Below are 15,098 nucleotides of genomic sequence, written 5' to 3' on the forward strand. Positions count from 1 at the left end.
GTTAACAAACGAGCAAACTATTGAGAGGCATCAGTGGTTAGCAACTAAAAACAACTGACCTAGTTCAGAAGGCAAATTGAACGCATTGGTGTCATTGACGTTGCTAACAATGGCATGGCGATCTGCGGTGGGCATATTCCGGTCGAGTTGAACAAAACCGAAATAGTCATCATGATTGACACGAACAATATATAAGTGCTTGCCACCACTGCGATTTTCAAAACGATTAATGACTTCAACCTGATCCTCTTCCCCAATGGAATTGGCGCGTCGCACCGGAAAGTTAAGGTCTTTGAGTTGGCGTAAAAAGTAGCGCGCCACAGGGTCGTCGATTTTAACTCCCATAGTGCCTGCGGTGGTTGAAATGCTTCTAGCAACCCCTTCACTTTTCACTGTCTCTTGGAAAGTAAATAGCATTGCGTATTTATGCTTACGACCCTTTTTAAACGCCTCGCACATCTCTGCCACGCAGATAACATGAGACCCAGCTTGTACCACGGCTGATTCGAGGTATAACTCCATAGTGATTTTTCTTGTAATAATTTCCTTACAAACAAATTAACACAATGATAATGCTCGGGAAACTTTGGGGAGAGTCAACGTAAGGAAAGTAAGATATCGACAATACAGTGGGCGATTGTGGTAAGGATGAAAAAAATCAAGCCTCCTGATAGTGAGGCTTGAGTTTCGCATACTGATAGGCTAATCCGTCATAACTTAGCGCAAACCATGTAAAAATTCATGGCGGGTCGCGGGATTAGATTTAAAGATACCACCAAGTGCGGTAGTCGTTGTCTCGCTGGTCGCGTCCATCACACCACGGGATTTAACACAGTAGTGAGTCGCATCAATGGTCACCGCCACATCATCGGTTTCCAATAACGTTTGCAGTGCAATCAAAATTTGCTGAGTCATACGCTCTTGCACTTGAGGACGTTGGGCAAAGAACCTAACGATACGGTTGATCTTTGACAGACCGATAATTTTGCCACGCGGAATATAGGCAACAGCGGCTTTTCCGTCGATGGTCACGAGGTGATGCTCACAAGTGCTGGTGACTGTGATATCTTTCACTCTCACCATCTCGCTCACCTTCATCTTGTTTTCGATAACGGTGATCTTAGGAAAGTTGTTGTAATCAAGACCGGAAAAAATCTCATCCACATACATCTTTGCAATGCGTTGCGGGGTTTCCATCAGGCTATCATCGCTGAGATCTAACTCAAGCAATGTTAAAATTTCACGCATGTGGTGTTCAATTCGCTGTTTTTTTTCTGCTGCGCTGACACTGTTTGGCAACATGGGCGTTTCTAAACCACGCTCAGACAACGCATCCACTACTCGTTGTGCTGATTCACTTAAACCTGACATTCAATTACCTCTTGCTTGTACTCTCTTCCCACGCGACATGAACTGCGGGGGCTAAAGGATACTCTCAATCTTTCGGAATTTCATCCACAAATTCTGTACCGAATAATGTTAACTCTAAGCTGACATAACAAATTTCCTTTGTTCGCTCATTTACCGCCCTTACTGACATAAAAAGTGTGGTACATTTTGACGGTAATAAATAGAAAACGATGAAACAAGGTACCTTATGGGATGCTGTGACGCTCCGGGCTTAATGCCTATCGAAGAAGCACTATCAAAAATGCTCTCGCCAATCTCCCCTATTACTGACACGTTAACGCTGCCAATCCAAGACGCGATTGGTTATGTGTTGGCACAAGATCTCCGTTCTCCGATTCATGTTCCACCATTTGATAACTCGGCGATGGATGGATACGCGGTCAGAGTTGCGGATTTTAGCCAAACCGACCGCTTTGTGATCGCCGGAAAATCCTTTGCAGGCGCACCGTTTGATCAACACTGGCCCGCGAATAGCACAGTGCGCATTATGACCGGCGCGCAAATCCCAGAAGGTTGTGATGCGGTGATTATGCAAGAAAACGCCACGGTTGAAGGCGACCAAGTGCGTTTTAACCAACCCAACCTTAAGCCGGGTATGAACATTCGTCCTACCGGCGATGACATTTGCCAAGGTGATACCGTTCTGGCTCAAGGTGCGAAGTTAACGGCTCGTGATATTCCGATGATCGCAACACTCGGTATCGCGACAGTCGAAGTCTACCGTAAGCCAAAAGTGGCGTTTTTTTCCACTGGTGATGAACTTCGACCACTGGGAACCGAGCTTGAAGCCGGCCAAATATACGACAGCAATCGTTACGGTATAAAGCCTCTGATTGATAATTTTGGCTGCGAAGCCATCGACCTTGGCATTATTCCCGATTGCCCAGAAACATTAAAAGCGACCTTCGAACAAGCCGCACAGCAAGCGGATCTTGTGATTACCTCCGGTGGCGTCAGTGTCGGAGAAGCAGACTACACCAAAGATATCCTAGAACAGTTGGGACAAATCGGTTTCTGGAAACTGGCGATTAAACCGGGGAAACCTTTTGCTTTTGGGTCGCTTAATAGCGCTTGGTTTTGTGGTTTGCCTGGCAATCCGGTGTCTGCCGTACTCACCATGTATGTATTGGTACAGCCGTTGATCGCGAAACTCGCTGGACATACTCAATGGCAAGCGCCTCAGTCCATTCCGGCTATCACCCACAGTCGTTTTAAAAAGTCGCCGGGCCGAACCGATTATCAGCGCGGGATCTACCGCATCGAAAACGGTCAATTTGTCGTTGAAAGCACGGGCAATCAAAGTTCTGGCGCATTTCGCTCCATGAGCCTTGCTAACTGTTTTGTGGTATTGGAGCGTGAGCGTGGACACGTTGAAGCAGGCGAAACGGTTCAAATTCAACTGTTCAACCCAACCCTATACTAAGAGGTCGCTGTGGATATTCTTTCTGATGAAGAAATGCTGAGATATAACCGGCAAATCATATTGAAGCAGTTCGACTTTGATGGACAAGAGGCGCTAAAGCAGGCCTCGATTCTGGTGATCGGTGCCGGCGGATTAGGTTGCGCGGCCAGTCAATATCTCGTGGCGGCGGGTATTGGTCGTATCACCCTTGTGGACGACGATAAGGTAGAACTGTCTAATCTACAGAGGCAGGTGTTGCACACCGATGATCGTATTGGACTTAACAAGGTAGACTCCGCGCGTATTGCTTTGCAGCAACTCAACCCACATACCGACATCGTGACCATCAATCATCGTTTATCCGACTCAGAATTGAGTGTGCAAATCGCCAATCATAGTTTGGTTTTAGACGCGACCGACAATGTCGAGACGCGAAATCAACTCAACCGTCTCTGCTTTGAGCACCGCAAGCCGTTAGTTTGTGGTGCCGCTATCCGCATGGAAGGACAAATTAGCGTATTTCGCTATCAAACCCACGACGAGCCTTGCTATCAATGCCTAAGCAGTTTGTTTGGTGATACCGTACTTTCCTGTGTTGAAGCGGGGGTTATGTCTCCTGTCGTTGGCATTATTGGCGCGATTCAAGCCCTTGAAGCAATCAAAGTGATTGCCGATTATGGTCAGCCTAAGGTAGGCAAACTATTGATCTTTGACGCTTTAACGTTATCTTGGCGTGAGATGGGTATCATGAAGCGCAACGACTGTCCGGTATGCGGACACCATCATTGATAATTGATAATTGATAATCCATAAGCCTATTCCCCTCTAAGCCGCCTAATTGAGGGGATTTACAATGTAAAACGAACAGGAGGTTCTATGTCTTATTCTCCGCTGGTCAGTGCTGAGTGGCTACAACAACAGCTCAGTTCCTCATCAAAACCCATCGTGCTTGACGCCAGCATCGAGTTTCAAATCCCTTTGGAGCCTGAAAAAATCACTCACGGTGTCATTCCAGATGCAATGCGTTTCGATTACGACACGGTATTTTGCGATCCTGAAAGTTCCCTGCCGCATACCATGCCCAGTGAAACAAGATTTCACCAACTGCTAAATCAGTTCGGTATCCAGCGCCAAAGCGTGGTTGTGGTCTATGACAACTCCGGCACCTATGCCTCTCCGCGTGCTTGGTGGATGCTAAAAGCGATGGGGATTGATCAGGTCTATATATTAGATGGTGGTTTACCCGCTTGGTGTGAAGCCGGATTCGCGCTACAAGACCGTTACCGACAACCCGCTCCCACCGAATCCGAGTTTCAATTCGAGCCAAGTTATTTTATTGGCGCTCAGCAGGTATGCGATCATATCGACAACCCAGCGAGTCAGATTGTTGATGCTCGTTCATTAGCCCGCTTTCAAGGTACTGCACCAGAGCCAAGAGAGGGGATGAGAAGTGGCCATATTCCAACTTCAGTCTGTTTGCCTTTTGCTCAATTTTTGGATCAAGGTAAGCTCAAAACCGTCGATCAACTGCAACCGTTATTTGCATCCATCGCGACAGATCGCGACACATTGATGGTGTTTAGCTGTGGTTCGGGCATCACTGCTTGTATTTTGGCTTTGGGCGCCTTTGTTTGCGGCTATCGTCAACTCTCTGTGTATGACGGTTCATGGAGTGAATGGGGACAACGCCCTGATCTACCGATAGAAAGATAACATTGACTTGTTGAAGTCAGCGTCATCCAAGACGCTGACCGCATCGATAAGTTAACCGTTATACGCACCACTGGAATAAGTCAACTCATAGCTGTGGGAATAGATCTCCAAAATGTTGCCAAACGGGTCTTCCATATAAATCATTCGATAAGGTTTTTCTCCCGGATAGTAGTAACGGGGGGCTTTCATGCGCTTTTTACCGCCAGCAGCGACCACTTTTTCCGCTAATCCTTCAACATCTGGATCCTGAACACAGAAATGGAAAATGCCCGTTTTCCAATATTCAAAATTGTCATCTGGATTCACTTGGTCTTTAAACTGAAAAATCTCGACGCCAATGCGATCGCCAGTCGATAGATGAGCAATCTTGAAACTTTCCCAGCCGGAACCAAAGACATCGGTACACATCTCACCAATGGCTGAGTCATCTTCAACAATCTCGGTTGGTGGCATGATTAAGTACCAACCTAAAACTTCAGTGTAGAACTTCACAGCGGCTTCTAAATCCGGTACCGAGATACCAAGATGTGAAAACGTACGGGGATAAGTATGATTTGTATTGGGAGGTACTAGTGCCATTGCGCTTCTCCTAGAGTTTTGGCATAAACCAATTTCAATAAAAAACGTTTTGCTACAGGTAGCTAATACGTGATTGGACTCAGTAAGGTTCCAATACAAAAAATTATCCTTTAATCTAACAAGTAATAATATTTTGTTATGGAAAGTCCTTAGTATGTTAAACGCTCAATGGCTCAACACCTTTAAAACCTTAGTCGAGGTGGGGCATTTTACCCACACCGCTGAAAAACTTTTTATGACCCAGCCCGGCGTCAGTCAACAGATCAAAAAACTCGAAGCGGCCGTTAATTGCGCGTTAATCATTCGCGAGGGGAAATCTTTTGAACTGACTGAGCAGGGGCAGTTGGTTTACCAGTACGCACTAGAGGCGAATCAACAACAACAGCAACTATTGGAAAAGATTAAGTTTGATGATCCTTACCAAGGAGAATGGCGACTGTCAGCGCCGGGGGCGATTGCAACCGCACTCTATTCAGAGCTATTAACGCTGCAAAAATTGCACCCCAAGTTATCCACTCATATGGAAGCGGCACCGAATCGTAAAATCATTGCCGACGTTTTAGAGGGGAGCATTGACCTCGGTATTGTTACCTATCAGCCTCATAACAGTGACTTAACTTGTGAAGCGATCGGCGTTATGGAGTTAGCGCTCGTTGGTCCTAAACACTATCAGAGTCAAGGAAAGCTACTTGATGATCTCAATATTTTGGGCGTGGTGGATCACCCTGATGCTAGGCATTATTTTGAGAAAGTCATCGAGGCGGGTGATGTGGCAATACAGGCCGAGTTTGATTGGGAGCAATTGCCCAAAGCCACTTACATCAACCAGTTTAGTCAGATCTTACACCCAGTGATGCAAGGCATCGGCATGACGGTTATTCCCAAAATTGCCATTACAGAAGCCGCGGCGAACCAAAGCCTACAACAGTGGAAGACCAGTAAAGCGATTAGTGATCCCTTGTACCTTATCCGTCGCAAGCGCCGTGCGTTACCCGCCCGCTATCAATTATTGCTCGAGACAATACGAAACCAAACATTCAAATAGCCCGCCCACCTACTTTGAGTTCAGTTTTATCGATTGGCTATGTAGCATCTGTTCGTGCAGGTTGAGAACCGTCAGAGCATTACTCACACTGGTGGCTAACACATCCACAGCGCCGGTTCTCAAGGCACCAAGTAACGCCATTGGCTTGGTATTTTCTGCCGCAATGGCAATCACTTGCGAAATACGCTTGAACTCTTCCAAACCGAGACCAATCACGCGGTCACTCATCACGGTATTGGCTAATCGACCTTGAATATCAAAAAAGTCATAGCCAGCAAAATCCCCCACCACTCCTTGGTTAAGTCGAGATTGCACCACTTCATCGGCAGTGAACCAGCCTAAGTTGACCATATAACTGTTCTCGCTCATATCACCAATACCCACCAGCGCAATATCCGCTTTTCGCGCCCGCTCTAAGGTTTGGTGAATCGTTGAGTTATTCATAAACGCCAATTTTTGCGCCCGGTTCTCCGCATACGCAGGTGCATAAAGCGTCTCTGAACTGCCACCAAACTGCTTAGCGAATTGGCGACAGATATGATCAGCGTTATACCTGCCCCCTTTTGGGTGAATACCGCCAATACCACAGACAAAATTACAGTCCCGCTGGCTAATCACCCCATTGTGGTGAGCAACGGCAGAAACGTTTCTTCCCTGCCCAACAGTAACCACCATGCCATTCTTTAACGTGCGGTTCAGATAATTCGACACTAAACTCGCGACTTGCTCTCGTTGTTGCAGTTCGGTTGCGCTATCTAACGCTATCAATGCACGACTGATACCAAAGGTATCCACCAATCTTTGCTCGATTTTTGCACTAAACACCGGATGATAACGCACGCTGATTTCAACGATTCCCTCGTCTCGTGCTTGTTTAAGCAGGCGCCCTATCTTGGCTCGAGAGACCGAAAATTTCTTAGAGATTTCCTCTTGGGTGGCACCATCTTGATAATAGGCAATGGCAATTTCTGTCAATAAATCATGATCATTGGGAAGCGTATCTTGTGTGGTCATTATCTTGTCTCATCTAACTGAACGCCGACAGTATACATCAAGATTTATCATTTGCTCACCTGCATTACAAATGCTCAGCGCGACGTTGAAGGTATTGTTGGTTAAACATCCGACATCCTTGGTGGAAAAATCATCAAGTAGCGACGTGAGTGGATGAATTATGGTGTAAAAACCATTTTATCCACGACAAGGATTGACAATGTACAGCGGAGGCGTTTATATAAATTCAAGCATTTACTCACTCGCGTGACATGCGCTCAGCGCAGGTAGCACAATGACATGGATAGCCTATCTTTAATAACAATGAATGACATTGGCCATCATCCATGATTTACCCTCTATAGGACGACCTTAGGTCTAAGAAACAGGAATTTACCCATGAGCAACAAACTAGAACAGCTTCGTAAAATGACTTCTGTTGTGGCTGATACCGGTGATATTCAAGCCATCAGCAAGTACCAACCGGAAGACGCAACTACCAACCCTTCTCTGATCTTAAAAGCGGCGCAAATCGAAGAGTATGCACCACTGATCGATCAAGCGGTTGACTACGCAAAATCACAGAGCGCAGACAAAGCACAGCAACTGCAAGACGCTTGCGATATGCTTGCTGTCAACATTGGTAAAGAGATCCTAAACATCATTCCAGGTCGCATCTCGACCGAGGTTGATGCGCGTCTTTCGTACGATACGCAAGCGAGTATTGTACAGGCTCGTAAGCTCATTAAGATGTATAACGATGCCGGCATTACTAATGACCGAATCCTAATCAAATTGGCGTCTACGTGGGAAGGGATCCGCGCTGCTGAGGTGCTTGAGAAAGAAGGCATCAACTGTAACCTGACCCTGCTGTTTTCTTTCGCACAAGCACGCGCTTGCGCCGAAGCTGGTGTCTTCCTAATCTCACCGTTTGTTGGTCGTATTATGGACTGGTATAAAGCGAAAGAAGGTCGCGACTTTGAGGCTTCAGAAGACCCAGGTGTTCACTCAGTGACTAAGATTTACAACTACTACAAACAACACGGTTACAGCACCGTTGTTATGGGCGCAAGTTTCCGTAACACCGGAGAAATCCTTGAACTCGCTGGCTGTGATCGCCTCACGATTAGCCCTGGACTGCTTGAAGAGCTTGAACAAGCTCAAGGTGAAGTGGTTGAAAAACTGGTTGCAACATCAGGTCAGCAAGCGAAACCCGCAGCGATGACTCACTCAGAGTTCCTATGGGAGCACAACCAAGATGCGATGGCCGTTGAAAAACTGGCTGAAGGCATCCGAAACTTTGCCGTAGACCAAGGCAAACTAGAGCAGATGATCGCACAAAAACTGTAATCTAAACTCATAAACATCAAACCTCCGTGGTGTAACGCTGCGGAGGTTTTTCATTTTTAGCCGTCATTCATCAATATTGGCGTTTATATTAAACCATAGAGTTACTCGTCAACGAGGTTGGTTGCTTGACCATCTGACTGACTTTCGAGTTGAAGATCACCTGTGACCATATCTAAGGTCGCGATATGTGACTGATTGGGCTGACCATAGTCTCTAAAACGGAATTGATAAGTGTGTGCAGGGAAGAAAATCGGAACATCTTGGATATGAACCAAATCGTAACCGTCTTGCACATAGACTTCTTGAACTTCAATAAACTTAGTGGCGGTGTTTAGCTCTTTATCACGATTGTATTTGGGTTCAACGGATGGATTGCTTGGATAAGTCCCGTCCTCAAAACTCATCTGGCGTAAACTGCCATCACTCCAAACATAAAAGTCTTTCCACCCTTGCGATTCGCGGTTAGCCAGTAGAATGGGTTCGCGCACCACGCTCATCTTGGTGACCACTTCCCCTTTGTAGTTGATAAGATAAGCACTGCAACCACCACTGCCACAAAAGTAGGGATCTTGCATCACAATCATCAACTCCTGATGACCATCCCCATTCAAGTCCGCTTCCCCGACTTTGAACTGGTACTCTTTCTCAGTTGGGTCCAAACCCTCAGGCTTGAGAATATCGTCGTTAACCAAACGAATGATATTGTCGGGGGTAAAATAGCTCGGTCTTGGCTCTACACTCGTTTGAGGCTGACAAGCCGTAACCAAGACTAAGCTTGCAACGGCTATGTTTTTAAGGACTAAGCTTTTAAAGGCTATGCTTTTAAAGGCTATGCTTTTAAAGGCTATGCTTTCAAAGACTAAGCTTTTAAGAACCAAGCTTTTAAAGACCAAGCTTTTAAGAAACAAGCTTGCAACGGAGCAAGGACGCAAATAACTCACAGGCGATCTCAACATTAACTCATCTACTAATTAGTCTAAGAACTGGATGATCATTTCTCAAGTTGACCGCGTCATCATGCTCAGAGTTCTTGAAATAGTGACAAGTTGTATTGCTGTCGCAAATCATACATCCGAGAGAGCAAATTTAACCGCTGCGTCGCTGTGTATCTGCGTTGTGTCATACAGTGGCACAGCGGTATGTTGCTGGTTAATCAACATGGCTATCTCGGTACAACCAAGAATCACCGCTTGTGCGCCGTTTTCACACAGGTCACAAATCACTTCAAGATAATCTTGGCGTGAACTCGGCAACACGTTTCCTTTAACCAGTTCGTTATAGATAATATCGTGTACCAGTTGACGTTGAACCCCATTGGGCACCACAACATCAATACCAAACTTATCGATTAATCGCTGCTTATAAAAATCATGTTCCATGGTAAAACGAGTGCCCAATAAACCCACCTTGGTAACGCCTTGTTGTTGCAGTACCTCAGCGGTCGCGTCAGCAATATGTAGCAATGGAATTGATACCTTCTCAGCAATCTCATCAGCAACTTTATGCATGGTGTTGGTACATATAAGCAGACTGTCTGCACCGGCTTTTTCTAATCCTTGCGCGGCTTGGGATAAAATATCTGCGGTCTCCTGCCACTTATCCTCATGTTGCAACTCTGCAATCTCTGCAAAATCGACACTGTGCATCACGATTTTCGCACTGTGCAAACCGCCCATAGCCTTGTTTACTCCTTCATTGATCGCTTTATAGTAATTTGCGGTCGATTCCCAACTCATACCACCGAGCAAGCCAACTGTTTTCATTTTTTTTCCTTATTCATCAACAAGACAACATAGTGATCATACGCATTTTATAAACTGAGGTGCAAACCCAAAACAGGCTATAGAACTCGAGATAGATTAGTTTTTTGTCGCACAACTGAGACAGCCTATCATTTAATTATCCAAATCCATAGAGCATGCAACACCACTTATAAATTGTCAGTTACAACACACGCAAATGATCACCATAAAAAAATTTCATGCAACTTAACGTAAAGAAAGTATGTTACAAGTCGATAATCAATACACGAAAGCGATGTTGCTCACGTATTTGATGTTTACTTAGCTGCCCGACTAGCAGCGAAATGGCAGGCATAATTTAGCCATAAGGATGTTGTATGAAGTTCAGTCATAAAATTGTTTCCGCCTCCGCGGTCCTACTCTTGGTTACCATTGCTACCCTCGGTGCCACCCAAATTTTTACTGTTCGCTCCGAACTCCAACAAAATATTGATGCAACGATCAATGAGCTCCTAAACAGTGTCAATACCACTATTAGCCACGATCTAGACGCAAAGCGTGACATTGTCACTACTGTTAGTGGTATTCTTGCTATTAATCCAAACGACTCTGCCTATGTACAGAGTGTCATTGACCAACCGAGGCTTAAGGCCACCTTCCAAGCGGTTGGATTAGGTTATGAAACCAATGGACAGTTTTTAAATAACATCAACTGGACTCCTGACTCGAGCTACGACGCTAGACAGCGCCCTTGGTATCAAAGTGCGAAACAGCAGCGTAGCACCATCGTCACCACCCCATACGTTGATTCTTCCAGTAAAGATGTGGTAATCAGCTTCGCGGCTCCAGTTACCGAGCAAGGTCAGTTTATTGGCAGTACCGTATTCGATGTCACCCTGACTAAGCTCGCCGACCTCGTTAACCAAACAAATCTATTTGATGCTGGTTATCTGTTCGTACTCAATAACGACGGTATGATTATTGCCCATCCGGAAAGCCAAAATAATGGTCGTAAAATCCATGAGATTTATCCATCTTTGGATTTGGTTGCAGGAAAACAGCTGATAGAAAGCAAAGGACAGGAGCTACAAATCAACTTGGTGAAAATTGATTCCGACAACTGGTACCTCGGTTCCGTTGTTGATACCTCTATCGCCTTTTCTGCCGCTGATAAGATCCGTAACCAGTCTTTGATGTTTATGTTGTTGGGACTGATTGTGAGCGTGGTCGTATTAACCTTACTCGTGCGTTTCTTGATGCGTCCATTAGTCGCTCTTAATTCCGCCATCCAAGATGTTGCGATTGGTAACGGTGATCTTACTCGTCGTTTAGATACAGATACCGATGAAGAGTTTTCGCAACTGGCAAAAGGGTTCAACCTGTTCACGGAAAACCTACAGCGTCAGATGCAGCAATCCAAGCAACTATCGAGCCTGATTCTTGAGGGGAGTCAACAAACAACGGCAGGCGCACAACGTTCTAACAAGGCGATGGTGACACAGCTCCAAGAGCTAGAACAACTGGCTACGGCCATGAACGAAATGGCCAGTACCTCTTCGGAAGTGGCAAACAATGCACAAAGTGCTTCCGGTGTAGCGCAAAACGCCGACCGTGCCAGTCTTGAAGGTGCCAATGTTGTTAAAGACACAACCGACGCTATCTCTGATTTATCGGAGCAAATCGAACACGCGGTGGCTGAAGTCAAAGGGCTCGAAATCGCAACCGACAACATTGAAACAGTCTTGAAAGTGATCAACGACATCGCAGACCAAACCAATTTGCTTGCGCTCAATGCCGCGATTGAAGCAGCACGTGCTGGTGAGTCTGGACGTGGTTTTGCAGTTGTCGCTGATGAAGTAAGAACCTTGGCACAACGAACTCAACAATCAACCACTGAAATTAAAACGATGATTGATCAGCTGCAATCTGGTGCACACGCAGTGTCAAATGTGATGACAAACAGTCAGACATCAGCTAAGCAAGCCGTTGACCGCTCGAAAAGTGCTAACGACACGCTATTGCATATCAGACAAGCGATTGCAGAGATCACTGATATGAACATTCAAATTGCAGCGGCTGCGGAAGAACAGAGCTTGGTTGCCGAGGAGATTAATCGTAATACCCTAAAAATAAAGGCGTTAAGCGAAGAAGTCTCCACAGAGTCGAGCAACACCAATAATGCTATCAACGAACAAGTCGAGCATATCCACCAACAGGAAGCGCTATTGAATCGTTTTAAGCTGTAAGTCACTGTGAGTGGTTAATCGCTCTGAGTTACAAACAGCCGGGAGTTACAAATAGCTCTGAGTTACAAATAGCCCTGAACTGTCAATAATGTACTACTAAGCCGTTATTATTGAGCGGTCGACCTTCAAGAACAAAAGCCAGTGTTTGCGATAAGCCACTGGCTTTTTTATTATTCAGTTCTGGTTCACTGGTTGTTCCGCCGCTGCTGGCAGTCTCTTCAAATTGTCTCCACAATATGGAGTTAGCATACTGGGCTGCCGTTTGGGCTGATACCTTTGACTGCTTAATGATTTACTGAGGCGATTTGATGCGTTTGTCTATATTTCACAAGATCTATCTCTCTTTGCTACTGTCGAGCTTACTGCTACTGCTCGGAATGGGTTGGCTAATCAACACCAGTTTCAAAGAAGGGCTACAAAACTACATCAACGATGATGAAGCTGCCAAAGTGGCGATCATTGCCAACAAAATCGTCGCCTATTATTCCGACAGTTATCAGTGGACTCGACTGCAACAGTCACCGCATCTTTTGTCGAGTTTTATTCAGCAAGTCGGAGAGATCCCTGCCCCAAAGCAAAGACCATTTGGTTTGCCAAAACGTCAACCCAATCGACATCAGCCACCGCCGCCTACAAACCCAAGTTCATTAGATGATGAGGCGCCACCACCGTTACCTCGTGAAGCCACTGCCAAGGTAGAACCCAGTTTTTTCGTGCCGCTGGGCATGCGTTTATCACTGGTTGATACCGAGGGCAGATTGATTCTGGGTGACGCTAAACAGAAGCAGAACCTAAAGCCAGAGCAAATAATCCGTAAGATCGAGATCAATAAAGACGGTAAGCTCGTCGGTTGGTTTCATTTGGTGCAACAGACACAAGTCTCAGGAAAGTTAGCAAGAAGTTTTCTTTATTCGCAATCTCAACATATCTTAACCATCACGATAGCGGCGTTATTGCTGAGTCTGCTCTCGGCTTTCTTACTGGTTCGCTACTTACTTCAGCCTTTACAGGCTTTACACAAAGGAACAGAAGCCGTCGAACACGGTGATCTCGACTATGTTGTTAAACGCAACAGTAACGACGAAATCGGTGAAATTATTGCGTCATTCAACCAGCTAACGGCGACACTTAAGCAGCAGAAACAGATGCGAGAGCAGTGGCTATCGGATATTTCTCATGAATTGCGTACTCCCATCGCGGTGTTACAGGGAGAACTCGAAGCGATGCAAGATGGTATTCGCCCCATGAATCAAAAAGCCATTGACTCACTGCACAGCCAAGTACGCAACTTAACCAGTTTAGTGAACGACCTGCATACGCTTTCTCTCTCTGATGCCAACGTAGAGTTATTTAGAGAGCGTCACAACGTTTCACTCGCAGAACTATTGGAGCCGTGCTGCGATCGCTATCGCTTACGCTTGGCGGAAAAGTCAATCAGACTGCTGACCGAGTTTGAGCATTTGCAGCAGGTGACACTGCAGCTTGATAGCAAACGAATCCAGCAAGTCTTTAACAACTTACTTGAAAACAGTTACCGCTATACCGATAGTGGCGGACTGGTTAGAGTGTCCATTCACAATCTTGCTAATCATGTTTCATTGGTGGTGGAAGACAGTTCGCCCGGCGTACCATCGGATTCATTACCGAGATTGTTTGACCGCCTCTATCGAGTGGATAAATCACGCAGTCGGATAAATGGTGGCTCAGGGCTAGGTTTATCGATCTGCCAAAGTATTGTGTTGGCTCACGGTGGGCACATTTCCGCCAGTCATTCTGACATTGGCGGCGTAAAAATTACCGTGACCTTACCAAAATAATTAGAAGGAAATGCAATGATATTGATCGTTGAAGATGAGCCAAGCCTTGCATCACTGTTACAAGAATATTTGCAACACAGCGGACTTGATTCAGAAGTGATTGCTGATGGTCTTTTAGCCATTGATAGCATCAAACAACTGCAACCGGATCTTGTGATCCTTGATCTTATGCTACCGAACAAAAGCGGTCTGGATATTTACCGTGAACTGCGTTCATTTAGTCAGGTGCCCGTTGTCATGGCCACCGCCAAAGTCGATGAAATCGATCGCTTAATCGGACTGGAACTGGGAGCGGACGACTATATTTGTAAGCCTTATAGTCCAAGAGAAGTGGTGGCAAGGGTTAAAAATGTGCTGAGACGAACACAAGGCAACGCAACCTCAAATCAGACTGAACCTGTTAGCCCCGCGCATATCGAGAAATTATCACTCAACGAGCAACAAATGCGAGTGCGGATTGATGACCAAGCGATAACCTTAACTCCGGCAGAATTTAAGTTGCTGCTGCATTTTAGTCATCATCCTGATGTGGTGTTTAACCGCGATCAGTTAATTGACCGAATATACAGCGATGGTCGCGTGGTGACCGATCGCACCATCGATAGTCATATCAAGAATTTGCGTAAAAAAATCTTGGCGGTCAATCCAGAATATGACTGGATAAAGTCGGTGTATGGTGTTGGCTATCGCTTTGAGTTAGAACAAGTTTAAGCTTTCACACTTTTACCCTAGCTCCATAGTTACTTCACATTTACGACCTATTCTTTTCTGGAAGACAATTAGTGCTATAAATGATTTAAG

Annotated in this window: 14 protein-coding genes; 8 read left to right on the plus strand and 6 right to left on the minus strand. The window is 45.7% G+C overall.

Translation table 11 applies throughout. From position 1 onward, the window contains the following. Nucleotides 1-30: 30 nt before the first annotated feature. A complete protein-coding gene (locus tag L9Q39_RS17050) occupies nucleotides 31-522 on the minus strand; it encodes a hypothetical protein (protein ID WP_237486291.1) in 492 nt (163 codons plus the stop codon). A gap of 195 nt (nucleotides 523-717) precedes the next feature. After that, nucleotides 718-1,371 carry a GTP cyclohydrolase I FolE gene (gene folE / locus L9Q39_RS17055; protein ID WP_237486292.1) on the minus strand — a complete coding sequence of 218 codons (654 nt, stop codon included), beginning with the start codon at nucleotides 1,369-1,371 and terminating at the stop codon, nucleotides 718-720. A gap of 226 nt (nucleotides 1,372-1,597) precedes the next feature. Here folE and moeA point away from each other — a divergent pair, with 226 nt between their 5' ends. The 3 genes from moeA (at nucleotide 1,598) to L9Q39_RS17070 (ending at nucleotide 4,525) form a co-directional block, all read left to right on the plus strand. Beyond that, nucleotides 1,598-2,833, plus strand: coding sequence for a molybdopterin molybdotransferase MoeA (moeA, locus tag L9Q39_RS17060; protein ID WP_237486293.1), 1,236 nt, complete (start codon nucleotides 1,598-1,600; stop codon nucleotides 2,831-2,833). 9 nt (nucleotides 2,834-2,842) lie between these two features. Next, entirely contained in the window at nucleotides 2,843-3,601 is a 759-nt protein-coding gene (moeB, locus tag L9Q39_RS17065) for a molybdopterin-synthase adenylyltransferase MoeB (RefSeq protein ID WP_237486294.1), read from the plus strand. Between the two features lie 87 nt (nucleotides 3,602-3,688). Then, complete coding sequence (locus tag L9Q39_RS17070; RefSeq protein WP_237486295.1) at nucleotides 3,689-4,525, plus strand: sulfurtransferase; 837 nt, start codon at nucleotides 3,689-3,691, stop codon at nucleotides 4,523-4,525. 51 nt (nucleotides 4,526-4,576) lie between these two features. Here the strand turns inward: L9Q39_RS17070 and L9Q39_RS17075 are convergent, their stop codons facing one another. Beyond that, complete coding sequence (locus L9Q39_RS17075; RefSeq protein WP_237486296.1) at nucleotides 4,577-5,104, minus strand: lactoylglutathione lyase family protein; 528 nt, start codon at nucleotides 5,102-5,104, stop codon at nucleotides 4,577-4,579. A gap of 154 nt (nucleotides 5,105-5,258) precedes the next feature. Here L9Q39_RS17075 and L9Q39_RS17080 point away from each other — a divergent pair, with 154 nt between their 5' ends. Continuing rightward, nucleotides 5,259-6,149, plus strand: coding sequence for a LysR family transcriptional regulator (locus L9Q39_RS17080; RefSeq protein WP_237486297.1), 891 nt, complete (start codon nucleotides 5,259-5,261; stop codon nucleotides 6,147-6,149). Between the two features lie 9 nt (nucleotides 6,150-6,158). Here L9Q39_RS17080 and L9Q39_RS17085 read toward each other — a convergent pair whose 3' ends face one another. Beyond that, nucleotides 6,159-7,163 carry a sugar-binding transcriptional regulator gene (locus L9Q39_RS17085; RefSeq protein WP_237486298.1) on the minus strand — a complete coding sequence of 335 codons (1,005 nt, stop codon included), beginning with the start codon at nucleotides 7,161-7,163 and terminating at the stop codon, nucleotides 6,159-6,161. Nucleotides 7,164-7,541: 378 nt separating this feature from the next. Here L9Q39_RS17085 and tal point away from each other — a divergent pair, with 378 nt between their 5' ends. Further along, nucleotides 7,542-8,492, plus strand: a complete 951-nt coding sequence (gene tal, locus L9Q39_RS17090; RefSeq protein WP_237486299.1) for a transaldolase — start codon at nucleotides 7,542-7,544, stop codon at nucleotides 8,490-8,492. A 101-nt stretch (nucleotides 8,493-8,593) separates the two neighbouring features. On the opposite strand, the gene L9Q39_RS17095 is transcribed toward tal, so the two are convergent. Together L9Q39_RS17095 and L9Q39_RS17100 are read right to left on the minus strand one after the other, a co-directional pair. Beyond that, nucleotides 8,594-9,259: a COG3650 family protein gene (locus L9Q39_RS17095; protein ID WP_237486300.1), complete on the minus strand. Its 666-nt coding sequence runs from the start codon at nucleotides 9,257-9,259 to the stop codon at nucleotides 8,594-8,596. 297 nt (nucleotides 9,260-9,556) lie between these two features. Continuing rightward, entirely contained in the window at nucleotides 9,557-10,255 is a 699-nt protein-coding gene (locus L9Q39_RS17100; RefSeq protein WP_237486301.1) for an aspartate/glutamate racemase family protein, read from the minus strand. 356 nt (nucleotides 10,256-10,611) lie between these two features. On the opposite strand from L9Q39_RS17100, the gene L9Q39_RS17105 reads away from it, so the two are divergent. From L9Q39_RS17105 to L9Q39_RS17115, 3 genes are all read left to right on the plus strand, one after another. Next, on the plus strand, nucleotides 10,612-12,480 hold the full coding sequence (locus tag L9Q39_RS17105) for a methyl-accepting chemotaxis protein (RefSeq protein WP_237486302.1): 1,869 nt from the start codon (nucleotides 10,612-10,614) through the stop codon (nucleotides 12,478-12,480). A 308-nt stretch (nucleotides 12,481-12,788) separates the two neighbouring features. Continuing rightward, nucleotides 12,789-14,297, plus strand: coding sequence for an ATP-binding protein (locus tag L9Q39_RS17110; RefSeq protein ID WP_237486303.1), 1,509 nt, complete (start codon nucleotides 12,789-12,791; stop codon nucleotides 14,295-14,297). Between the two features lie 15 nt (nucleotides 14,298-14,312). Continuing rightward, complete coding sequence (locus tag L9Q39_RS17115) at nucleotides 14,313-15,008, plus strand: response regulator (RefSeq protein ID WP_237486304.1); 696 nt, start codon at nucleotides 14,313-14,315, stop codon at nucleotides 15,006-15,008. Nucleotides 15,009-15,098 lie beyond the last annotated feature (90 nt).

The sequence above is a fragment of the Vibrio hippocampi genome, from assembly GCF_921292975.1.
In the GTDB taxonomy this organism is placed as follows: domain Bacteria; phylum Pseudomonadota; class Gammaproteobacteria; order Enterobacterales; family Vibrionaceae; genus Vibrio; species Vibrio hippocampi.